The organism is Stutzerimonas stutzeri (assembly GCF_000590475.1).
GTDB classification, from domain to species: domain Bacteria; phylum Pseudomonadota; class Gammaproteobacteria; order Pseudomonadales; family Pseudomonadaceae; genus Stutzerimonas; species Stutzerimonas stutzeri_D.
This window is the reverse complement of sequence record NZ_CP007441.1, coordinates 1,871,528-1,892,037: the sequence shown is the minus strand read 5'-3', so window position 1 is coordinate 1,892,037 and position 20,510 is coordinate 1,871,528. Positions and strand designations below refer to the sequence as shown.

At 61.9% G+C, this 20,510-nt stretch carries 19 protein-coding genes; 8 read left to right on the top strand and 11 right to left on the bottom strand.

Annotation, left to right across the window (positions count from 1 at the left end):
* Position 1 precedes the first annotated feature (1 nt).
* Both CH92_RS08845 and CH92_RS08840 read right to left on the bottom strand, forming a co-directional pair.
* On the bottom strand, positions 2–283 hold the full coding sequence (locus CH92_RS08845; protein ID WP_025241417.1) for a hypothetical protein: 282 nt from the start codon (positions 281–283) through the stop codon (positions 2–4).
* A gap of 44 nt (positions 284–327) precedes the next feature.
* Positions 328–933 (bottom strand): arylesterase, encoded by a 606-nt coding sequence (locus CH92_RS08840; protein WP_025241416.1) that lies wholly within the window; start codon positions 931–933, stop codon positions 328–330.
* A gap of 10 nt (positions 934–943) precedes the next feature.
* On the opposite strand from CH92_RS08840, the gene CH92_RS08835 reads away from it, so the two are divergent.
* The 5 genes from CH92_RS08835 to CH92_RS08815 all read left to right on the top strand — a co-directional run bounded on the left by CH92_RS08835 (position 944) and on the right by CH92_RS08815 (position 7,006).
* Complete coding sequence (locus CH92_RS08835) at positions 944–1,630, top strand: ABC transporter ATP-binding protein (protein WP_025241415.1); 687 nt, start codon at positions 944–946, stop codon at positions 1,628–1,630.
* Positions 1,627–4,128: an ABC transporter permease gene (locus tag CH92_RS08830; RefSeq protein ID WP_025241414.1), complete on the top strand. Its 2,502-nt coding sequence runs from the start codon at positions 1,627–1,629 to the stop codon at positions 4,126–4,128. The genes CH92_RS08835 and CH92_RS08830 overlap by 4 nt, the downstream gene beginning before the upstream one ends.
* Positions 4,129–4,190: 62 nt before the next feature.
* Entirely contained in the window at positions 4,191–4,688 is a 498-nt protein-coding gene (gene greB / locus CH92_RS08825; protein ID WP_025241413.1) for a transcription elongation factor GreB, read from the top strand.
* 303 nt (positions 4,689–4,991) lie between these two features.
* Positions 4,992–5,933: a triacylglycerol lipase gene (locus tag CH92_RS08820; RefSeq protein WP_025241411.1), complete on the top strand. Its 942-nt coding sequence runs from the start codon at positions 4,992–4,994 to the stop codon at positions 5,931–5,933.
* Positions 5,934–5,980: 47 nt separating this feature from the next.
* Positions 5,981–7,006, top strand: coding sequence for a lipase secretion chaperone (locus CH92_RS08815; RefSeq protein WP_025241410.1), 1,026 nt, complete (start codon positions 5,981–5,983; stop codon positions 7,004–7,006).
* 4 nt (positions 7,007–7,010) lie between these two features.
* Here CH92_RS08815 and CH92_RS08810 read toward each other — a convergent pair whose 3' ends face one another.
* Positions 7,011–8,420 (bottom strand): transglycosylase SLT domain-containing protein, encoded by a 1,410-nt coding sequence (locus tag CH92_RS08810; protein ID WP_025241409.1) that lies wholly within the window; start codon positions 8,418–8,420, stop codon positions 7,011–7,013.
* 177 nt (positions 8,421–8,597) lie between these two features.
* Here CH92_RS08810 and CH92_RS08805 point away from each other — a divergent pair, with 177 nt between their 5' ends.
* Both CH92_RS08805 and CH92_RS08800 read left to right on the top strand, forming a co-directional pair.
* A complete protein-coding gene (locus CH92_RS08805; protein WP_025241408.1) occupies positions 8,598–9,419 on the top strand; it encodes a TatD family hydrolase in 822 nt (273 codons plus the stop codon).
* Positions 9,420–9,502: 83 nt separating this feature from the next.
* Positions 9,503–10,975: a methyl-accepting chemotaxis protein gene (locus CH92_RS08800; protein ID WP_025241407.1), complete on the top strand. Its 1,473-nt coding sequence runs from the start codon at positions 9,503–9,505 to the stop codon at positions 10,973–10,975.
* Positions 10,976–11,074: 99 nt separating this feature from the next.
* Here CH92_RS08800 and CH92_RS08795 read toward each other — a convergent pair whose 3' ends face one another.
* From CH92_RS08795 to selD, 8 genes are all read right to left on the bottom strand, one after another.
* A complete protein-coding gene (locus CH92_RS08795; RefSeq protein ID WP_025241406.1) occupies positions 11,075–11,872 on the bottom strand; it encodes an acyl-CoA thioesterase in 798 nt (265 codons plus the stop codon).
* 98 nt (positions 11,873–11,970) lie between these two features.
* The gene (locus CH92_RS08790) at positions 11,971–13,989 is read right to left on the bottom strand and encodes a transglutaminase TgpA family protein (RefSeq protein ID WP_025241405.1); all 2,019 of its coding nucleotides are present in this window, start codon (positions 13,987–13,989) and stop codon (positions 11,971–11,973) included.
* Complete coding sequence (locus tag CH92_RS08785; protein ID WP_025241404.1) at positions 13,986–14,948, bottom strand: DUF58 domain-containing protein; 963 nt, start codon at positions 14,946–14,948, stop codon at positions 13,986–13,988. The genes CH92_RS08790 and CH92_RS08785 overlap by 4 nt, the downstream gene beginning before the upstream one ends.
* Before the next feature lie 25 nt (positions 14,949–14,973).
* Complete coding sequence (locus CH92_RS08780) at positions 14,974–15,891, bottom strand: AAA family ATPase (protein WP_025241403.1); 918 nt, start codon at positions 15,889–15,891, stop codon at positions 14,974–14,976.
* A 269-nt stretch (positions 15,892–16,160) separates the two neighbouring features.
* Complete coding sequence (locus tag CH92_RS08775; RefSeq protein WP_025241402.1) at positions 16,161–16,763, bottom strand: flavin reductase family protein; 603 nt, start codon at positions 16,761–16,763, stop codon at positions 16,161–16,163.
* Positions 16,764–16,848: 85 nt separating this feature from the next.
* On the bottom strand, positions 16,849–17,127 hold the full coding sequence (locus CH92_RS08770) for a hypothetical protein (RefSeq protein ID WP_021207846.1): 279 nt from the start codon (positions 17,125–17,127) through the stop codon (positions 16,849–16,851).
* 28 nt (positions 17,128–17,155) lie between these two features.
* Positions 17,156–18,262 carry a tRNA 2-selenouridine(34) synthase MnmH gene (gene mnmH / locus CH92_RS08765; protein WP_025241401.1) on the bottom strand — a complete coding sequence of 369 codons (1,107 nt, stop codon included), beginning with the start codon at positions 18,260–18,262 and terminating at the stop codon, positions 17,156–17,158.
* Positions 18,262–19,296: a selenide, water dikinase SelD gene (gene selD, locus CH92_RS08760; protein WP_025241400.1), complete on the bottom strand. Its 1,035-nt coding sequence runs from the start codon at positions 19,294–19,296 to the stop codon at positions 18,262–18,264. The genes mnmH and selD overlap by 1 nt, the downstream gene beginning before the upstream one ends.
* 213 nt (positions 19,297–19,509) lie before the next feature.
* On the opposite strand from selD, the gene CH92_RS08755 reads away from it, so the two are divergent.
* A complete protein-coding gene (locus CH92_RS08755) occupies positions 19,510–20,496 on the top strand; it encodes a patatin-like phospholipase family protein (RefSeq protein ID WP_025241399.1) in 987 nt (328 codons plus the stop codon).
* Positions 20,497–20,510 lie beyond the last annotated feature (14 nt).

Sequence of the window (20,510 nt, the reverse complement as noted above, 5' to 3'; positions counted from 1 at the left end):
GCTACCAGACGCTGACGGCAGACGGAAGGCCCTTGCGCTGCGCGCTGAGCGTATCACGGCAGGCCGGGCAGAGTCGGCGGTCCTTGAGCATCGCTCGCTCCAGATCCTGCCAGTGCGGTCGAGCAGGTAGAAAACCGCCGCAGAGCGTGCGATCAACTCGACCGTTCAGTTCCAGTTGCCGTAGCGCCAGGTGCAGACGATTCTCGCGACAGGCGAACAGGTCGAACTGCTCGTCCGGCACGATGAGGCGATAGGCGAATAGGGTCCAGGCTGGGCGTGGCATTTGAGGCTCCGATCGTGGGGCGCGACAGTAGCCGCGCGCACGCATCAAAGCAAGGGTTCGAGCACCGGCCAGACGTTATCCAACAATCGTTGCTGCGCGCCGGCTGCCGGATGGATGCGGTCGGCCTGCATCATGCCTTCGACCCCGCCGACGCCTTCCAAAAAAAACGGGACGTAAGGCAGCGCCTGTTCCTTGGCAAGCGAGTCGAACGCCTGGGCAAATGCCGTTGTGTACCGCTGCCCCAGATTGGGGGGCAAACGCATGCCAAGCAGCAGCACTTTGGCGTCCGCCTGACGCGACCGCTCAACCATGGCGGCAAGGTTCTGCTTCAATTGGGTAGGCGACTGGCCGCGCAATCCATCGTTGCCGCCAAGCTCCAGAATGACCACTTCGGGTTCATGCTCTTCGAGCAGAGTGGGCAATCTTGCCAACCCGCCGGCGCTGGTGTCGCCACTGATCGAGGCGTTCACCACCCGATGATCCTGCCCTTGTGTATCAAGGCGTTGCTGAAGCAGCTGCACCCATCCCTGGCTGGTTTCCAGGCCGAAAGCGGCGCTGATACTATCCCCGACCACCAGTACCGTTCCCGCCCAGGCACCCTGGGTCCAGCACAGCAGTACCAGAACCCCACTTTTCAGCCAATTTCGCATCGGAACCTCCATGAGCGCCAGCATTCTCTCTGCCCGGAACCTTAGCAAAGCGGTACCCAGCGCGGAAGGCGAGCTGGCGATACTCGACGATGTGTCCCTGAGCCTGAGCAAGGGAGAAAGCCTGGCGATCATCGGGACTTCCGGATCCGGCAAGTCGACCCTGCTCGGTCTGCTGGCCGGACTGGATCTGCCCAGCTCGGGCGAAGTGCACTTGGCTGGCCATCCGCTCGGAGAACTGGACGAAGATCAGCGCGCCCGGGTGCGCGCCGAGCATGTCGGCTTCGTTTTTCAATCGTTCCAGCTGCTCGACAGCCTAAACGCCTTGGAGAACGTCATGCTGCCTCTCGAACTGCACGGCCGCCGCGATGCTCAAGCGAAAGCCACCGAGCTGCTCGGGCGCGTCGGCCTGGGTGCTCGTTTGCATCACTATCCCAGGCAGCTATCCGGCGGCGAACAACAGCGCGTAGCGGTGGCCCGCGCATTCGCCGCCGAGCCCGAGGTGCTGTTCGCCGACGAGCCAACCGGAAACCTCGATAGCCACACGGGTGCGAATATCACCGAATTGCTCTTCGAGCTGAACCGTGAACGCGGCACCACCCTGGTGCTGGTTACTCATGACGAACGCCTGGCGAAGCGCTGCCAGCATCTGCTACGGCTGGAAGGTGGGCGCCAGCTTCGCGACGAGCAGATTCGATGAAGCGCGTGCCTACCAGCCGACTGGCTGTGCTCGCACTGCGTCAGCTAATGCGGGATGCACGCGCCGGCGAGCTGCGTGTGCTTTTCCTCGCGCTGTTGATCGCCGTCGCGGCAAGCACCGCCATCGGCTACTTCGGTGCCCGTCTGAACGATGCCATGTTGCTGCGCGCCACCGAATTCCTCGGCGCCGACCTCGTGTTGCGCGGCAGCGCACCCGCCGAGCCCGAACAGGTCGAAGCGGGCAGTCGGCTTCAGCTCGACCATGCCCGGGTGGTGGAATTCTCCAGCGTCGTCGCCACCGATGACAATCTGCAGCTAACCAGCGTCAAGGCAGCCGACGACGCCTATCCGTTGCGCGGAGAATTGCGCAGCGCAGCCGCGCCCTATCAACCGGAACAACCCGGATCCGGCCCACAGCCCGGCGAAGCCTGGGCCGAAGCACGCCTGTTCGCCGCCCTCGACCTGCAGATCGGCGACCATATCGAAGTCGGCAACAAGCAGCTCAAACTGACGCGTGTGCTGACGTACGAACCCGATCGGGTCGGCGATTTCTACAGCCTGACGCCACATGTCCTGATGCATCTCGACGACCTCGCAGCCACCGGCGTCGTGCAGCCTGGCAGCCGCGTGCGCTATCGCGAGCTCTGGCGTGGCCCGGCGGAGCAGTTGCGCGCATACGAAGAAGCGGTCAAACCGGAATTGCAGGCGCATCAGCGTATCGAGACGGCCAAGGATGGCAATCGTCAGATTGGCGGCGCATTGGGGCGCGCCGAACGCTACCTGAACCTGGCGAGCCTGGCGGCCGTGTTACTGGCAGGTGTCGCCGTGGCGCTCTCGGCAGCGCGTTTCGCCGCACGCCGCTTCGATGCCAGCGCCCTGCTGCGCTGCCTGGGGCTGTCAAGACGCGAAGCGCTGGTGCTCTATACCTTGCAGCTCGGCTATCTAGGCGTGGCCGCCAGCGCGGTAGGCGCCTTGCTGGGCTGGGCCGCGCAGCATGGATTGTTTTTCCTGCTGCGCGAGCTGGTGGTCAGCGAAGTACCGCCCGCCACTCTTTGGCCCGCGTTGACAGGCATTGCGACAGGACTGGTCGCTCTGGCCGGGTTCGCCTTGCCGCCACTGGCGGCGTTGGGGCGCGTGCCGCCGTTACGGGTGCTGCGCCGCGACATCCTTCCCGTCCCGCCGAGCTCTTGGCTGGTGTACGGCGCAGCGGTGATCGCCCTTGGCCTGATCATGTGGCGCCTGAGCCTGGACTTGAAGATCACCCTTGCGCTACTGGGCGGCGGCCTGCTCGCCACCGTCCTGCTTGGCGGACTGCTGTTACTGGCATTGCAGGGATTACGTCGCGCATTGTCGGGCGCCTCGCTGACATGGCGTCTTGGCCTCGGACAGCTGCTCCGTCACCCGTTGGCGGCAGCCGGTCAAGCGTTGGCCTTTGGCCTGATACTGCTTGCCATGGCGTTGATCGCCCTGTTGCGCGGCGAACTGCTCGACACCTGGCAAAACCAGCTCCCGGACGACGCCCCCAACCATTTCGTGCTGAATATTCTGCCGACGGATCGGGATGCGTTCGCCGACCGTATCGAAGCGCTGTCGGATCACGCTGCGCCGCTGTATCCCGTGGTTCCGGGCCGGCTGGTGGCTATCAACGGGGAGCCGGTGCGCCAGTTGGTCAGCAAGGACAGCCAGGGTGAACGGGCGATTCGCCGGGACTTGAGCCTGACCTGGGCACGCAATCTGCCTTCCGACAACCAGCTGACCGCTGGCCACTGGTGGGATGGCGAGCGCGGCGATCTACCCGGCGTATCGGTGGAAGCCGAGTTGGCCGAAAGTCTTCAGGTCGGGCTGGGTGATCGGCTCAGCTTTACTGTCGGAGGGCTGACTCGCGACGTCATTGTGACAAGCCTGCGTGAGGTGAACTGGGACAGCTTCCAACCGAATTTCTACATGATCTTCGAACCCGACACGCTGCAGGACGTGCCGACCACCTACATGACCAGCTTCCACTTGCCCAGCGGAAAGGACCGCGAGCTGGTGCAACTGGCCCGGGACTTTCCCTCCGCCACGATACTGCAGGTCGAGGCCTTGCTCAGCCAGCTGCGCAGCATCCTTGCGCAGGTCTCGCTGGCGGTGGAATACGTGTTGATGTTCGTCCTGGCAGCAGGTTTGGCCGTTCTGCTCGCGGGGCTTCAGGCAACGCTCGACGAGCGCATCCGTCAGGGAGCCCTGCTGCGGGCATTGGGCGCCGAGCGCAGCCTGTTGCTCAAGGCCAGACGTGCCGAGTTCGGCGTGCTCGGCGCTGCCAGCGGGTTGCTCGCGGCCCTTGGCTGCGAGCTGGTCAGCGCACTGCTCTATCACTTCGTGTTCGATCTACGCTGGCATCCGCATCCCTGGCTGCTGTGGCTGCCACTGATTGGCGCTCTGCTGGTCGGGGCGGCCGGCGTGGTCGGCACCCGCCGCGCGCTCAATGCCAGTCCGCTCGATGTGCTCCGGGAAAACTGAGCCAGCGGAGAGCGATGAGTGCTTCTAGAATGTGCGACTTTCCTGCCTGACTCGGAGCCATCATGAGCCGCTATCGTCCTCCCCGCCCTGCCGGTACGCCTCTGATCACCCCCGAGGGCGAAGCGCGGCTGCGCGCCGAACTCCATGAGCTTTGGCACGTAAGGCGCCCGCAGGTCACCCAGTCGGTCAGCGAAGCGGCCGCGCAAGGTGATCGTTCGGAAAACGCCGAATACACCTATGGCAAGAAGATGTTGCGGGAGATAGACAGCCGGGTGCGTTTTCTCACCAAGCGTCTGGAGAAGCTCAAGGTCGTCAGCGAAAAACCGAGCGATCCGGGCAAGGTGTACTTCGGCGCCTGGGTAACGGTTGAAGACGAGGACGGCGAACAGGCCCGCTATCGCATCGTCGGCCCGGATGAGCTGGACCTCCGGCAGGGCTTGATCAGCATTGATTCGCCGCTGGCCAGAGCCCTGGTAGGCAAGCCGCTCGACGCCGAGGTGCAAGTTCAGACGCCCACCGGCGCCAAGCTTTGGTACATCGTCGCAATCAACTACCCATGACCAGCAAGTTCTAATATGACTAATTAGTCGGTATCTTACGTAAATTTCGCCGATTAAGCGGATATCGCTCGTTAATATAACTTTCTTACCCATCAAAGCGTTCCGCCTGGTAACAAGCAAGACGATACGGCGCTAGCAGCCAGTTGCTATCAACCGGTCTAGACAGTCGATACCAGAGCGGACGCCCGCCATCTGAGGCGGGATTGGCACGATTGCTGCGCTTGTTCGGCAGCAGTACGCGCAACGCGCGGTGAACGGCGAGGGATTGCCCAATGCCCAATTCACCCATTGATGAGTGCTTTCATGAATAACAAGAAGACCTTGATCGCTCTATGCCTCGGAACCGCCTTGGCCGCCACCAGCCAGGTACATGCCGGCCTGTTCGGCTCGAGCGGCTACACCCAAACGCGTTACCCGATTGTCCTTACCCACGGCATGCTCGGCTTCGACAGCTTGCTCGGCCTCGACTACTGGTACGGCATCCCACGCGCGCTGCAGCGTGACGGTGCGCAGGTCTACGTGACCGAAGTTAGCCAGCTCAACACTTCGGAGCTGCGAGGGGAAGAACTGCTGGACCAGGTCGAGGAAATCGTCGCTATCAGCGGAAAATCTAAGGTGAATCTGATCGGCCACAGCCACGGCGGCCCGACCGTGCGCTACGTCGCCGCCGTGCGTCCCGACCTGGTTGCCTCGGTCACCAGCGTTGGCGCCCCGCACAAAGGCTCGGACGTCGCGGATCTGCTTCGCAAGGTTCCCGAGGGATCCGGCGGCGAGGCCATCATTGCCGGTCTGGTCAATGGCATGGGCGCGTTGATTCATTTTCTTTCCGGCAGCCCGAGTACCGCACCTCAGAACTCGCTCGGGTCACTCGAGTCGCTCAACAGTGAAGGCGCCGCACGATTCAACGCCAGGTACCCACAGGGGCTTCCGACCTCTGCATGCGGCGAAGGCGCGCACAAGGTGGGCGGCGTCAGCTACTACTCCTGGAGCGGCACCAGCCCGCTCACCAACCCGCTGGACGTCAGTGACGCCATGCTGGGCGCTGGCTCGCTCGCCTTCGACGAAGCGAATGATGGGTTGGTCGGACGCTGCAGCTCGCACTTGGGCATGGTTATCCGCGACAACTACCGCATGAATCACCTGGACGAGGTCAATCAGGTTCTCGGGCTGACCAGCCTGTTCGAAACCGATCCGTTGACTGTCTACCGCCAGCATGCCAACCGCCTGAAGAACGCAGGCCTTTGAGACTCGCCGGGGCCGATTGGCCCCGGCCCCGAAGACGAGGCGTCTCGATGAAAGTAATCGCCCTCCTGCTCCTGCTGGCCATAACCGTGACCCTCGGCGTCGCGATCGATTGGCACGACCCGGTCGAGACACAGCCGGACCAGGCGCAGCGCGTTGCGCCCGTACGCGCCCCATCGCCGGTTCCAACCCAGACATCGGTCCGCTCACCGGTTCCGCGTCCTTCGCCGGTCGTAACGATCCGGCGCTTACCGCCTTCGTTCGCAGGCACCCAGGTCGATGGCCAACTGCGGACGGACGCCTCCGGCAGGTTGATCATCGAGAACGACGTCCGTCGCGTCTTCGACTATTTCCTGGCCTCGATTGGCGAAGAACCCCTAGAGGCCAGCGTCACTCGTCTGCGCCACTACATCGAAGCGCAGCTTCCCCAGCCGGGAGAAAGTCAAGCGCTGCAGCTATTGGCCCAATATTTGGATTACAAACGTCAGCTGCTGCTACTGGAACAGGATCATGCGCAGCAAGCCGATATGAACGCCATGCGCGAGCGGCTGCAAGCGGTTCGCCAGCTGCGCTCCCGAATATTCGACGATGAGGTCCATCAGGCGTTTTTTGCACTCGACGAAGCGGCCGACAGCTTCACGCTGGAAAGACTGGCGATTCGTCGCGACTCAACCCTTGATGCCGCCGCCAAGGGAGCCGCAATCGACAGGCTGCAAGGCAGCCTGCCGCCCGAACTGCAGGACGCGATGGTCATACAATTGCAGTCCGAACTACGCGAGCAGACACGCGTACTGCAAGCCAGCGGAGCCACGTCCGGGGAGCTGCATCGGCTGCGTCAGCAACTGGTTGGCAACGCCGCCACCGCACGCCTGGAACGGCTCGATCTCAAAAGGCAGGAATGGCAAAGGCGACTCTCCTCCTATCAACAAGAAAAGAGCCGCATCGAAAGCAGCCGAGGACTTGGCGAAGCGGATAAGCGCGCCGCGGTCGCCCGATTGGCCGCTGAACGATTCGACGAAAACGAGCGTCAACGCCTGGAGGCGGCCGAACAGCTACTCGTCATCAAGCAAAGCTAGATGCTCATTTGGCAGCGCTTTGCGGACCGCCTTCGAGCAGGTAACGCTCCCGCGTGTAGGTCAGGTAGTACTTGTTCACTGCATTGACATAGCTGACTACGCCCATGCCCATGGTTTCCATGGCAACGCGCTCGACCTGAAAAAACCACTGGTCAGGATTGAGCCCTCGGCGCCGCGCCTCGGCACGCATGCTCTGGACCCGCTGCGGCCCCATGTTGTACGCCGCCAGGACGAACGCCATGCGTTCGCGCTCGTTCAGCCTGGAGCTGGCGAAAAACTTTTGCCGGATGTTCGCCAGATATTTCGCACTGGCCTGCACATTGTTATCGAGCGTGCCGACATCTTTGACGCCCATGCTGCGGGCAGTAGCCGGCGTCACTTGCATGAGCCCGGTGGCACCGGAAGCGCCACGGGCCGCCGGGTTGAGCGTCGACTCCTTGAACGCCAGCGCGGCTAGGTTGAGCCAATCGATGTCCTGCTGCTGAGCATGCCGCTGCAGCGTCGGCCGTACCTTCTCCAAGCGCTGCCGGCCGACCCGATCAAGCGGATACTGCACCCGGTAAAGGCGCCGATAGACCCGAACGAACGCGGCGTCCTGGTTATCCGGCGCACTGTAGCCTCGGAGGAAGCGATCGACGCTGGCGCGCAACATGCTTGCGTCCGTTCGCAGAAACCAATGCATGTCGGCGCGCTTGCCCAGCGCGAGATCCCGTTCGATGCGTAATTTGGGCAGCACCTTCGCCCATCGTTCCGCAATGGGTAGCTCGACGACGGTGGCGGAATAGATACCGGCCTGCACCATTTCCAGCACGTCCTCGACCGCGAGCGTTGGATCGACCCACTCGACTGCAATCGGCGCACGCCCGGCTTGCATCAACCGTTGATTGAGCGCTTCCAGCTCCGGCCCGGCGGCGCTGCCAGCAGCCAACGCCAGACTGCGTCCCGATAGCTGTTCGAAGTTTTTGTAGCGAAGGCCGCCCTGGCGGCTGACCAAAACCATGGGGACGTTATCAACAACGGCCCGGCTTTGGCTCACCCGACGCGTTGATCCTGACTCCAAACGCTCTCCGGGCGCGACCAGATCACCCTCGCCTCTCTGCAGTGCGCCGAGCAGCTGGTCCTTGGCCTTAGGTATAACTTCCAGGGTGATCGCGGGCCCCTTCGAACCGCGATTAAGAAACTGCTCGAACGCACGCAGACGCACATACTCCACGCCGATGGCTTCACCCTTGACTTCGCCCGAGCTGTTGCGGCTCTGATTGACCAGCACGCGCAACACGCCACTGCGGCGAATCTCAGCCAGATCGCGTACCGTATCCACCGACTGCCACGCCTGAGGCCCCATCACGCGGGCAGCGGCCGGCCAAGGTGCAAACACCAGCAGGCACAACAGCAAGCGCATTAGTCGGTTCATTTACAGCGTATCGACTCGAACGGGACAGTCTGTAGAGCGGCCATCCTGCCGCAGGGCGGCGAAGATTCTCATAGCCGCGGTTCTGCTGCCAGCGGAGCTTGCCAATCAACATGAGATAGCAATGCTAAGTACTTGATATAAATATTTATATTATTTTTCTTATACACGAGGTAATTCGTGCAGCTAATTGACATCGGCGTCAACCTGACACACCCGACCTTCGCCCGAGACCCGCGCGCCGTTTTGGCTCGCGCCCATGCGGCGGGCGTCACGCAGTTGGTACTGACCGGCACCAGCCTGACCGAAAGCGAAGCAGCATTAACGCTTTGCCGTGAATTGGATGAAAGCCGACAACGGTTGTTCTGCACAGCGGGCGTCCATCCGCATGATGCCAGCCAGTGGACATCAGAAACTGCCATTCAATTGAAGGATTTGCTCGCCGAACCCGAGGTGCGGGCAGTAGGCGAATGTGGCCTGGATTTCAATCGGGACCTCTCCCCACGTGCGCAACAGGAGCGGGTGCTTGAAGAACACCTGCAACTGGCAGTGGAAACCGGCCTTCCGGTATTTCTGCACGAGCGCGACGCCGATCAGCGTCTGGCGGACATCCTCCGCCCTTTCCGCGATCGGCTCAGCGCCGCGGTCGTCCACTGCTTTACCGGAGAGAAGCGCGCCCTCTACGCCTATCTCGATCTCGACCTGCACATCGGCATCACCGGCTGGATCTGCGACGAGCGCCGCGGCACGCACCTGCATCCATTGGTTCGCGAGATTCCCGCCTCGCGACTGATGCTCGAAAGCGATGCACCCTACCTGTTACCGCGAACACTGCGCCCCAAACCCAAAGGCGGCCAGAACGAGCCCGCTTTTCTCCCGGAAGTCTTGCGCGAGGTGGCTCGCCATCGCGGCGTGGGCGATGACGAACTGGCTGCGACCTCCACCGCCTGCGCTCAACAGTTCTTCGGCATCGATCCGCTGATTCAACGGGAACAGTGCTAAAGCCTACCGTCGTTCTGCCGCTAAGAGGACGGGTCGCTTAAAGCGCACCGATGCCTCTCAGCCATTCATAAAGAAGCGCACTCATGGTTCTCTGGATTCGTGATCTTTCTCTGAAGTACAAGTTCTGGGCGCTGAACATGGTGACCTTCGTTACCACATTGCTGCTGGTGTTGTTCGCCCTACAACTGGAACAGCGGTTTCGCAGCCAGGATGCGCAAGCCACCGCCCAGGAGCTGGCCAGCGTGATGCAGCATTGGCCGGAAGGAAGTGCATTTCCCCGACATCCCTATCTGCTGACGGCTCCTGCCGGTCAGCGGCTGGTCATCGAAGGTCAAAACATCGCGCCGGGCCAGGGTTGGATCGCAATCGATCATGACCGTTTTTTCGCTACCACACCGGTTGTCGGCGCGCAGCGAATCACCCGTTCGAGCGGCGACAACATTGCCGTTCTGGCTCGTACGCCTAGCGTCTGGCAACTGCTGATGCAGCATTTTTTCAGCTACGCACTGGCCGTCGCGGTCCTGATGCTGGCGCTACTTGCGGCTTCGCAGGTGATGATCCGATTCCTGCTCAGCCATCTCAACACCCTGAAAGACGTCATGCTGCATGTGGAGCGCAGCGGTGATCTCACCGTACGCGTGCCGCTGGACAGCCGTGACGAAGTCGGACAAATGGCCGGAGCTTTCAATGCCATGCAGGCCGGCTACCAGCGCATCGTCGGCACCGTAACGCAAGCGGCGGCACGTCTGGACGAAGGCGCTGGCCGCCTGGCCTCCAGCATGAGCGAGGTACGCAGGGGCATGCTCGGGCAAAAGAGTGAAACCGATCAGGCCGCCACGGCGATCAACGAAATGAGCACGACCGTCTATCACATCGCCGATCATGCGCGGGAAACCCGCGATCAGTCACAGCATGCCGACCGCCTCGCCGGTGATGGCCACAGCGTTGTGGCTCGCGTTGAACGGTCCATTTCCAGCCTGTCGCAAGGGGTGCAGCAGACAGCCGAAACGATCGGCCAGCTTGCCGCAGACAGCCAGAAGATCAGCGGTGTCGTCAGCGTCATTCACAGCATTGCCGAGCAGACCAACCTGCTTGCGCTGAATGCCGCCATCGAGGCGGCCCGCGCTGGCGAGATGGGCCGCGGCTTCGCCGTGGTAGCGGACGAGGTACGCAATCTGGCCAAACGCGTTCAGCTGTCGACTGACGAGATCACCCAGATGATTTCCGGACTACAAGCCATGACGCGCGACGCGGTGGAGTTCATGCAGGAGAGCTCGCTGAAGGCCGACGACTGCGTGAGCGAAGCCCGCGAGGCGGGATTGGCATTGGAGGCGATCACCGCAGCGGTTGCGCAGATGCGCGAGAGCAACACCCAGATCGCGGACGCCGCCGAGCAGCAGAGCGGCGTAGCCGAAGAGCTGAATCGCTCGGTGACCGGCATCCGCGACGTTACCGAACAAACCGTTGAGCAGACCGCTGTGTCCGCCGCCACCAGCGCCGAGTTGGCGGCACTCTCCAAAGAGCTGAGCAAAGCGATTCAGCAATTCAAACTATGAGCCGCCACTGCCGGCGCGAGACCAGGTCTCGCGTCGGCAGACCAGCAGCTGAAGCTCTGAACCGCTTAGAGCCGAGGCCGATTCCGGTCAGATCTTAGGTCAGCCAAATACCGTTACCGTCTGGCGACTCAAAGCCACCAGCTCGCCCACAGGGCTCCAGAGCGCTGCTGCGCAATGGCCATAACCATCTTGAGCATGTTCGATCACCGCGCGGTACTGGCACCAGTCGTGAGTATCGAGCGACGGTGTGGGCTGGATGAATTCGATGGTCCAGGTCAACGAACTGCCAGGCGCGAATCCCTTCAGATGCGACAGTACGGCTGGCGGCCAGGCATCCACCAGTGCCAGCAGATGCGACACCGTCACTGGTTCGCGTTCGACCTCGCCGCGTAAGCGCACCCATCCGCCCATTTCGCGCGAAGTATTGCCCGAGAACGGCAACCCACCGACTCCCCAGCGCATCGCTAGATAGCGAGTGAACTCCGGCGCGACACCGGGGATATAAGGCAATTCCTGACATTCGTCCACGGGCGGCATCGGCGGAGCCGGCTCCGCAGGCACCCGGATCGCCGAAGCGCGGGCCGCACCGAAACTGCCCTGGACAATGGTTACTACCTGGCCATTCTGCACCGCACGCCCGAGCACCTGACTGACCGCCTTGCCCTCGCGCAATACCTCAGCCTCGAAGCTGACCGGAGTATCAACCATCAACGGGCCGACAAAGGTGATGGCCAGCGAGCGCACTGGACGGCCATCCGGCACCTGCGCCTGCATGGCTTCGTAGACCAGTGCTGCAACCACACCGCCGAACCCCGCACGCCCCTGGCCCCAGGTGGCAGGCACGACGATGTTCGAGGGATTGTCGCGCACGGCTCGCAATAGTTCGAAAAGGGTCATGCCCACCTCGGATTGTTTTTATCGGTCACTATCTTATCGCCGACGTGCGGCCAACGGCGTGCAACTGGGGTTTGGTGATAGGCCACCATCGCACCCAGCTATCGCTCGTCGGGTTCAGTTTTCCGCTTTCTGCCAGTACCGGAGCGCCAAGGCAGCTGGCGACGCAGTCTGGCTAGCGAAGCTTGCATTTCGCTTCTGCTCGCGGGCTGGCCAGCATAACGCGTCATCTCGTAGAGCCGTGCGAAATCCTGAATCAGTTCGGCGACAGTGGGTACCAATGCTGACGCGCGCTCGGCAAAATCGCGGGCGCCCTCGCCCACCTCCCGCTCGATACCGTGCCGAGCGAGGAGACGTTCGAACTTTTGGAACAGGCGCAGCTGTGGATCATGCTCGCGGCGCCAGGGCTTAAGCAGCAGCGACGCCAGGATCGCCATCAACAGCACAGCCGCAGCAACGGTCAGCAACCCGAGCTTACCGGCGTCAAGCTTGCCGAACAGTCCTTTCAGCATGTCCAGCTGACGCTCGCCACCGTAGCCCAGCACCCATCGTTGCCAACCGTAGTTGAGATTGTCCCAGCCGAAGCGCAGCTGATTCAGCCAGCCAATGTCACGGTAGCGCCGCAGCGCCAGCGGAGAATCATCCAACAACGTCTCCTCGTCGGACAGCGCGTCCTCAAGGCCCAGCTCGATGCGTTCCGGCGCGACCTGAAAGGTGGGATCGATCGAGATCCAGCCGCGCCCCGCACTCCAGTACTCGACCCAGGCGTGGGCGTCCAGCTGACGAACCGACAGGTAATTGCCCGTCGGATTGATCTCACCGCCCTGATAGCCCGCCACGACCCGGGCCGGAATGCTGGCGGCTCGCAAGACAAACGTCATCGCGCCGGCGTAGTGAATGCAGAAGCCGTTCAGCGTATCGAACAGAAAGCCATCGACAATATCGGCCCCCACCGCTGAAGGCTTCAGCGTGTATCGATACGGCTGTCGATTGAAATGCTGAAGGAGTGCCTGCACCAGCGCCGCCGGGTCCGAATGATCGCGGCGCAACTGTTCAGCCCAGGCGCGGCTGCGCGGATTGCCTTGTGCTGGCAACTGCAGTGCGCGCTCCAGCGTGGCATCGCTAGCCGCCGGTTCGCGCCGCGAGTCGGGCCACGAGGTAACCTGATAGAGCAACGCCTGGTCGATCGGACGCGAGCGCTGCAAATGGAAATCGGGCATCAGCCGCACGTCCCCCGCATCCACCTGTGCCACATCCAGCGCATACAGCCATGGACGGCCACTGGGCTGCATGACCACCGAGTAGCTCACCACGCTGGTTCCGGGGATCCAGTCCGGCGCCCCTGGAATCTGTGCAGCAAGCGATTGCGACCAGCGCCGACCATCGAAACGTTCGAACGTGACAGCCCGCCAGTAGAGCTGATCCCGCTCGGGGATAAGACCTTCGAAGCTCGCCCTGAAGGCCAGCCCGGCGGACCGGCTCAACTGCGCGATATCGCCCGGTGACATGCTGTCGGAAAGACCCGTCACTCCGCGATCCCGGGGCTGCGGCAATGACCAAAGCGGCCCCATCCTTGGAAATAGTACGAAGAGCACGAGCATCAGCGGCACGGCCTGCAACAGCAGTGAGCCCGCCAAACGCAACGTAGGCCAGGGGTGTGTATCGGTGCTGCTTTGCTGCAGGCCAATCATCGCGGCCAGCAAAACGGTGACCGGCAGTAAGCTGTAGAGACCGGCCGGCAGGCTGTCATTGAACAGATAGCTGGTGGTTACGGCAAAGAAACCGAGAAGGATCAGCACCCAAGCGTCGCGTCGGCTGCGCATCTCCACCAGTTTCAGAATGAACGCGGCGATCAGCAGCACGACGCCGGCATCGAGTCCGATCAGGCTGCCGCGCGAAAGGAACACGCCACCGCCGGCGCCAATCATCATCAACACCTTCACCCAACTTCGCGGATAGCGGGCGCGCATGCGGAAAATCTGCACGCGCCAAGTGGCGCAAGCCAGCCAGAGGCCGATGATCCATAGCGGTAGGTGATTCAGATGCGGCAGGATCACCAGTACCTGCGCGACCAGCAACCAGATCAGGCCGTTGCGCGGAATCGTCTGCTGGGTGCTCATCGGCCGCTCTCCCGCTCCCGGCCGAACACCGCCAACTCGCGCAGGCAGCGGTTGCGGTGATCGACCCCGGAATCCGGACCGATAGGTGTCGCGCCGACCTGCAGGGCGAAGGGCTGCTGACGCGCAGACAGTTCGACGACCCAATGGCATAGCACGGACAGTCGCGACTCGATGTCACCTTCGAGCGCATCCAGGTCGAGCAGCGGCTCCTGCCCAAGCAGCGCGGAAAAATCCTTGACCAGCAGCCCCTGCCCACGGGAATAGGCTTTCCAGTTGAGACGGCGCCGTGAATCACCCGGCTGCCAAGGTTTCAAACCCTGATAGTCGTCGATACCGGGCCCTGATGCGCAGGCGCCCTCGCGCTCCTCGTCAGTTGGCCCGCTGGCCGTCGGCAACTCGCCCTCCACAGGCCTTGGATACACCAGGGCGGCCAGTTCCAGATCCACCCAGCTCCAGGCCACCAGAATGCCCAGCGGAAAGCGGCTCTCGACACGTAAACGCCCCGGCCGTAACCAACCCCGATTTTCGGTCGGCAGACTCAGATCCACCTCGCAGGTTCCGCCTGCCGGCACGTCGACTACCTGAAAGCCGCTTTTTGGCCAGCCCAAGGCGACCGCCTGATAAAGGCGTCCACGACTTTCCAGTCGTACCTGTAGACGCGCCTGCTCTCCGAGGAAAACCGCATGCGAGCTGCCCGCCTGTAGCGTCAGGCCGGCGAGATTGCGCCAGGTATGAAGAATCGCGATCAGATATATCGAGCCGAGCAGGAACGTCAGCGCGTAGGCGAGGCTGTTCTGGTAGTTGATCGCCGCAACCAGCATCAATAACAAGGCCAGCAGAAAGGTCATGCCCACCGGCGTTGGCATAATGAATATCCGTCGCTGGTCGAGCCGCATGCTCGGGCCCGGCGGAATACGCTTCAACAGCCAGCGTTCACGTAATCGCGGCAGCAGTCGCACGCTGATCCCCTCGGCAGGTCTTGAATCAGAGCGCTGGCACTTCGCGTAACAGCCATTGCACCAGCGCGCCACCCCCATGACCGGTGGCATCGGCACGCTCGCGCAGACGATGGCCGACCACCGAAGGCAGCACCGCCTGTACGTCTTCGGGTATGGCGTAATCGCGGCCATCGAGAAACGCCCAGGCGCGCGCCGCGGCCAGCAGCGCGAGACTGCCTCGCGGCGACAGTCCCCAGGCGAACTGAGGCTGCGTGCGGGTCGCCTCGACCAATCGCAGCACATAGTCGACCAATGCGTCGCTTACCCGAACCTGCGCCACCGCATCCTGAATTTCCGCCAGCGTGGCGCGGTCGAGCAAAGGTTCCAGTCGCACAAGCAGATCGCGGCGAGGACCACCCATCAGCAGAGCCTTTTCGGCGGCTTTCGCCGGATAACCCAGCGACAACCGCATGAGGAAGCGATCGAGCTGCGATTCGGGTAGCGAAAACGTACCGCCAGAGCTGACCGGATTCTGCGTGGCGACAACGAAAAAGGGATCGGGCAGCGGCCGCGTAGCGCCCTCGATCGTCACCTGCCCTTCTTCCATGGCTTCGAGCAGGGCGCTCTGGCTTTTTGGAGTAGCGCGGTTGATTTCGTCCGCCAGAATCAGCTCGGCGAAGATGGGCCCTGGATGGAAAGCGAACTGACCGCTGTCCTTATCGAACACCGACGTGCCGAGGATATCGCCCGGTAGAAGATCCGATGTGAACTGGATCCGCTGGAACTCCAGCCCCATCACCTTGGCGAGGGCATGACTGAGAGTGGTCTTGCCCATGCCGGGCAGATCCTCGATCAGCAGGTGCCCTCTCGCCAGCAGACAGGCCATGGCTAATCGCACCTGTGATTGCTTGCCGAGCAGTACATCGTTTACCGCCCGCAGACAGACATCCAATCTAGCGCGCATACCACTCTCCTTCGGTTCGTCCCACGATGCTACTGACCCGGAGCGCGCAGGCAAAGCCGGCGGAAATCTTTGTTGACGAAGTTGTGACTCGGCGCGTGCTCGGTTTTACCCTCGGTGGCCTGGACGGTCGCGCATTTGCACCATTCAGCCAGCGTCCCCCACCGTACGCCTCGGTCAGCGACTGGCGGTGCGGCAGTACCAAAAGGATTGACGCAGTTTGGTCTATGAATTCATCGCCGGCCATCAAATGCCCGGACAACACGCACTCGCTACGGCCGGAGCATCTCGAAGCGCTCGCGCGTGTAGGTATAGCTGACACCTCCGAGCCGACCGACCAGATCGAGCTTAGCCGGGTCGATGCGACCACGCTCATCGAGCACGCCGTCATCGATATGCGCCAGCAGAACCTCAGCGAATATCAAATGACAGTTGGGTGACTCCGCCGGATACGGCAGGATCCGCGCGACCCGACACTCGAAGGCAATCGGTGCCTCGCGCACCCGGGATACGTTGACTAGCTTGGCTGATTCGCTGGCAATGCCACAATGCTCGAATTCGCTGATTCCATGGGGTAATGCGGCAGCGGATGCATTCATCGCTTCGGCCTGCTCGGCACCCACCAGTTGGACCACCAGCTCGCCGGTATCCTGCGCATTTCGCGCAGTATCCTTCGGCATACCCTCCTTCAGGCCAACGTTGATCAGCAGTGTTGGCGGCTCGCTGCTGATGACCTGAAAGAAACTGAAGGGGGCGAGGTTGCTGACGCCTTCCCTGGAGCGGGTCGACACCCAAGCAATCGGGCGTGGCGTAACAGTCGACGTGAGCCAGCGATAGCGCTCGGCCGGCGTCAGTGCGCAGAAGTCGAGTTGCATGAAGATTTCCTATTGAACCGATCGGCACGCTCGGCTCGAGCGAACAAGGCGGTGGCACCCGTCAAAGGCGCCACCTGGAGATGTGTCAGCGACCTGCGCGCGATTCGCGTAGGTAGAAGCGGGCCTTCTTGGCCTTTTCGACACAGCCCTGATAAGCCTCGAATTGCTGCTGGGTTTTAGCGCCCGTCAGCAAAGCCATTGCCTTGGAGTAACTCACGGTACCGGCGAAACCCTCCGCTTCGGCAAGGCTCTGCTCTTCCCACGCCGCATTGAGTTGAGACGCGCAGCTGTCGCGATAGGCGGTTTTTGCGGCGCAGCCGGTCAGGGCTAATGCCAGCACGGATAAACAGATCAGACTTTTCATCGATACATCCCTCATTTTCGAGTCCTGCTCATTTTTGCTTGCCTGCCGCACGTTCGCGCAGGAATTCGACTACGGCGTCCTGCTCTCCAGCGAACTCGATACGGGACGCTTTGCTCTCTCGCTGATAGGCGTACATCGGATCGTAATACTGCTTCAACAACGTCTCGATCCATCCGCGGTGCAGCTCGACTGCGCCAGTACTGGCCTGCTCGGCAAGCGCTTGATCCATGATCGCGGCCAGACGTGCAAAGCATTCGCCACCGAGCCGCTTGCTGATATTGACCAGACTTTGCTGCAAACGCTCGGCGAATGCTATGAATCCGTCCTCGCCCTGCTCGGCAATGAACTCGGCACAGAGATCGATCACATAGTCCTTGAGGATTCGATCGACCCGGCCTTCGAAGCTGTCCTCCAGCCATACCAACGGATAGCGCTGCATACCTTGGAACAGCGGCAGCGGGATCGAGCAACGCCCGACCAACCGCGCTTCGTCCTCAAGCACGAACTGCCGCGCGCCGGCGTGCTGCATCTTCAGCAAACGAATCGCCAGTGCATTCTCGAAATCGATCTGCACCGGTTGCGGTGTGGCACGTTTACCGAAACTTGAGCCCCGATGATTGGCGATGCCTTCAAGGTCAACACCGTCATCCAGACGCGCCAGCACTTCGGTTTTGCCGGTGCCGGTCATGCCGCCGACAAGCACGAAATCATCATGGGCAGCCGCATGTTCGATGGCTTCCAGCAGGAAATGACGCATTGCTTTGTACCCGCCGGTCACGCGCGGATAGTTGATCCCCGCCTCAGTCTTCAGCCATTGCTGGACCAACTGCGAACGCAGCCCACCGCGAAAGCAATAAATATAACCCTGCGGGTTGTGCCGGGCGAAGTCAGTCCAGGCCTGGATTCGCTCAGCCTTGATCTGCCCACTAACCAATCGATGGCCAAGCTCGATTGCCGCCTGCTGACCGTGCTGCTTGTAACAGGTGCCGACCTTCTGCCGCTCCAGATCGTTCATAAGCGGCAGATTGACCACGCCAGGGAACGCACCCTTGGCGAACTCCACCGGCGCACGGGCATCCATCATCGGCACATCGTTGAGGAACAGCTCGCGGTAATTGTCGGTATCGCCGCGCATCAACGAACCTCGACAGCAAAGGCACCGGCTTCGACCAGCTCGCCGATCGGCTCAAGCGCCAGACCGAGCTCAGTCGCCACCGCGAGAAATTCCGCCTCACCTTCGGGTGCCACCGCCACCAGCAACCCGCCACTGGTTTGCGGGTCGCACAGCAATTGTTTGTGCACCTCATCCAGCGCGGCGATACGTTCGCCATAGCTGTCGAAGTTGCGCCCGGTGCCGCCGGGCACGCAGCCCTGATCCAGGTAATACTCGACGCCCTCGAGGCGCGGGACCCGGGCGTAGTCGATGCGCGCTGTCACACCGCTACCATCCGCCATTTCCACCAGATGCCCGAGCAGGCCGAAGCCGGTGACATCGGTCATGGCGCGGACGCCAGCAAGCTTGCCGAAACGGCTGCCGGGCGTGTTCAGCGTGCACATCCAGTCACGCGCTCGGCCGACATCTTCGGGCCGCAGCTTGGCCTTTTTCTCTGCAGTGGTGAGAATCCCGATGCCCAGCGGCTTGGTCAGGTAGAGCTTGCAGCCCACCGAGGCCGTGTCGTTTCGTTTCATCTGCGTTTTATTTACCAGGCCGGTCACAGCCAGGCCGAAGATAGGTTCAGGGGCATCGATCGAGTGCCCCCCAGCCAGCGGAATGCCCGCCGCATCACAGACAGCGCGCCCGCCGGCAATCACTTCACGAGCCACTTCCGGCGGCAGCAGATTGACCGGCCAGCCGAGAATCGCAATAGCCATCAGCGGATCGCCGCCCATGGCGTAGATATCGCTGATGGCATTGGTGGCGGCGATGCGTCCGAAGTCGAAAGGATCATCGACGATGGGCATGAAGAAATCGGTGGTCGAGACCACGCCGCGCTCTTCGTCGATACCGTAGACGGCGGCATCATCACGCGAGGCGTTGCCGACCCACAGCCGCGGATCGAGATTCTGCGCGCCACTGCCGGCGAGGATCACGTCCAGCACCTTGGGCGAAATCTTGCAACCGCAGCCGGCACCGTGGCTGTATTGAGTGAGGCGGATGGGTTCGCTCATCGGGATAGGGCTCGTGACACTGACAAATCGGGCGCCGATTGTAGCAAGAAGGCCGGTGCCTGGCGGCCCCTGCATTGCGCTGGCCATTCACAAGTCAACACCGTCGCAAGAGAACCCCATGGAGCCTGGTTGGGCTCGAACATATACATCAGCAGGGCTTGAAGCCGCGCCCTCTAGGCTTGAAGCTATCGCCCCTGCCAAAGGGAGAATCGCATGGGCAACAAGGTTGCACTGGTTTTGGGCTCGGGTGGTGCACGCGGTTATGCGCACATCGGGGTTATCGAAGAACTCACGGCCCGCGGCTACGAGATCAATTGCATCGCGGGCTGTTCGATGGGCGCAGTGGTCGGCGGAATTTACGCTGCGGGCAAGCTGGGCGAGTACCGGGACTGGATCGAGAGCCTGGATTACTTCGACATGCTGCGCCTGGTCGACCCGAGCTTCAGTCTCGGGGCGATACGCGGCGAGAAGATCTTCGGCCGTATCCGTGACATGCTCGGGTCGATCAACATCGAGGACTTGCCGATCCCCTTTACCGCCGTCGCGGCCGACCTCACCAATCAGCAGGAAATATGGTTTCAGGAAGGTAATCTGGAACTGGCGATGCGTGCGTCCGCGGCCATTCCGAGCCTATTCACGCCGGTCATGCAGGGCAACCGGATGCTGGTTGACGGCGGGATTCTCAACCCCCTGCCGATCGTCCCGGTGGTCTCCAGCCACAGCGACATCATTATCGCGGTAAACCTCAACGCTAATAACCATCGGCAATACCCCTTGCCGGAAGTGATTCGCCCTGGCCGCTTCGATGCCATGGTCAGCTCGATCAGCTCGCACATTCCGTTCTGGCGCAGTAAAGGACTGGAAGAACACATCGCTGAACTTCAAGGTCCTGACGAGGTTGGAGCGGGTCAGCCACCGGCGGCCCCTGCAGGGCAAAGTGCACCGAAATCGGCAGAGGGGTCGATGGTGGTGGATGTCGGCGGTCCAGCCTCCCTACTGGAGCTGATCAACCAGAGCTTCGAGGTAATGCAATCCTCACTGACGCAATACAAGATCGCCGGTTACCCACCGAACGTGCTGGTCAACATTCCCAAACGCGCCTGCCGGTTCTACGAGTTCTACAAGGCGCCCGAATTGATCAAGCTGGGCCAGATCATCGCCCGCGATACGCTCGACAAGTACGAGGAAGAACAGCTCTAGTCGTAGCCACCCCA

Excerpts from the sequence above, each read along its gene's own strand:
- CH92_RS08780 (WP_025241403.1), bottom strand. The coding sequence starts at position 15,891 with ATGCGCGCTAGATTGGATGTCTGTCTGCGGGCGGTAAACGATGTACTG.
- CH92_RS08830 (WP_025241414.1), top strand. The coding sequence starts at position 1,627 with ATGAAGCGCGTGCCTACCAGCCGACTGGCTGTGCTCGCACTGCGTCAG.
- CH92_RS08810 (WP_025241409.1), bottom strand. The coding sequence starts at position 8,420 with ATGAACCGACTAATGCGCTTGCTGTTGTGCCTGCTGGTGTTTGCACCT.
- greB (WP_025241413.1), top strand. The coding sequence starts at position 4,191 with ATGAGCCGCTATCGTCCTCCCCGCCCTGCCGGTACGCCTCTGATCACC.
- CH92_RS08790 (WP_025241405.1), bottom strand. The coding sequence starts at position 13,989 with ATGAGCACCCAGCAGACGATTCCGCGCAACGGCCTGATCTGGTTGCTG.
- CH92_RS08800 (WP_025241407.1), top strand. The coding sequence starts at position 9,503 with ATGGTTCTCTGGATTCGTGATCTTTCTCTGAAGTACAAGTTCTGGGCG.
- CH92_RS08815 (WP_025241410.1), top strand. The coding sequence starts at position 5,981 with ATGAAAGTAATCGCCCTCCTGCTCCTGCTGGCCATAACCGTGACCCTC.
- CH92_RS08755 (WP_025241399.1), top strand. The coding sequence starts at position 19,510 with ATGGGCAACAAGGTTGCACTGGTTTTGGGCTCGGGTGGTGCACGCGGT.
- CH92_RS08820 (WP_025241411.1), top strand. The coding sequence starts at position 4,992 with ATGAATAACAAGAAGACCTTGATCGCTCTATGCCTCGGAACCGCCTTG.
- CH92_RS08770 (WP_021207846.1), bottom strand. The coding sequence starts at position 17,127 with ATGAAAAGTCTGATCTGTTTATCCGTGCTGGCATTAGCCCTGACCGGC.
- CH92_RS08795 (WP_025241406.1), bottom strand. The coding sequence starts at position 11,872 with ATGACCCTTTTCGAACTATTGCGAGCCGTGCGCGACAATCCCTCGAAC.
- CH92_RS08845 (WP_025241417.1), bottom strand. The coding sequence starts at position 283 with ATGCCACGCCCAGCCTGGACCCTATTCGCCTATCGCCTCATCGTGCCG.
- CH92_RS08840 (WP_025241416.1), bottom strand. The coding sequence starts at position 933 with ATGCGAAATTGGCTGAAAAGTGGGGTTCTGGTACTGCTGTGCTGGACC.
- mnmH (WP_025241401.1), bottom strand. The coding sequence starts at position 18,262 with ATGCGCGGCGATACCGACAATTACCGCGAGCTGTTCCTCAACGATGTG.
- CH92_RS08835 (WP_025241415.1), top strand. The coding sequence starts at position 944 with ATGAGCGCCAGCATTCTCTCTGCCCGGAACCTTAGCAAAGCGGTACCC.
- selD (WP_025241400.1), bottom strand. The coding sequence starts at position 19,296 with ATGAGCGAACCCATCCGCCTCACTCAATACAGCCACGGTGCCGGCTGC.
- CH92_RS08775 (WP_025241402.1), bottom strand. The coding sequence starts at position 16,763 with ATGCAACTCGACTTCTGCGCACTGACGCCGGCCGAGCGCTATCGCTGG.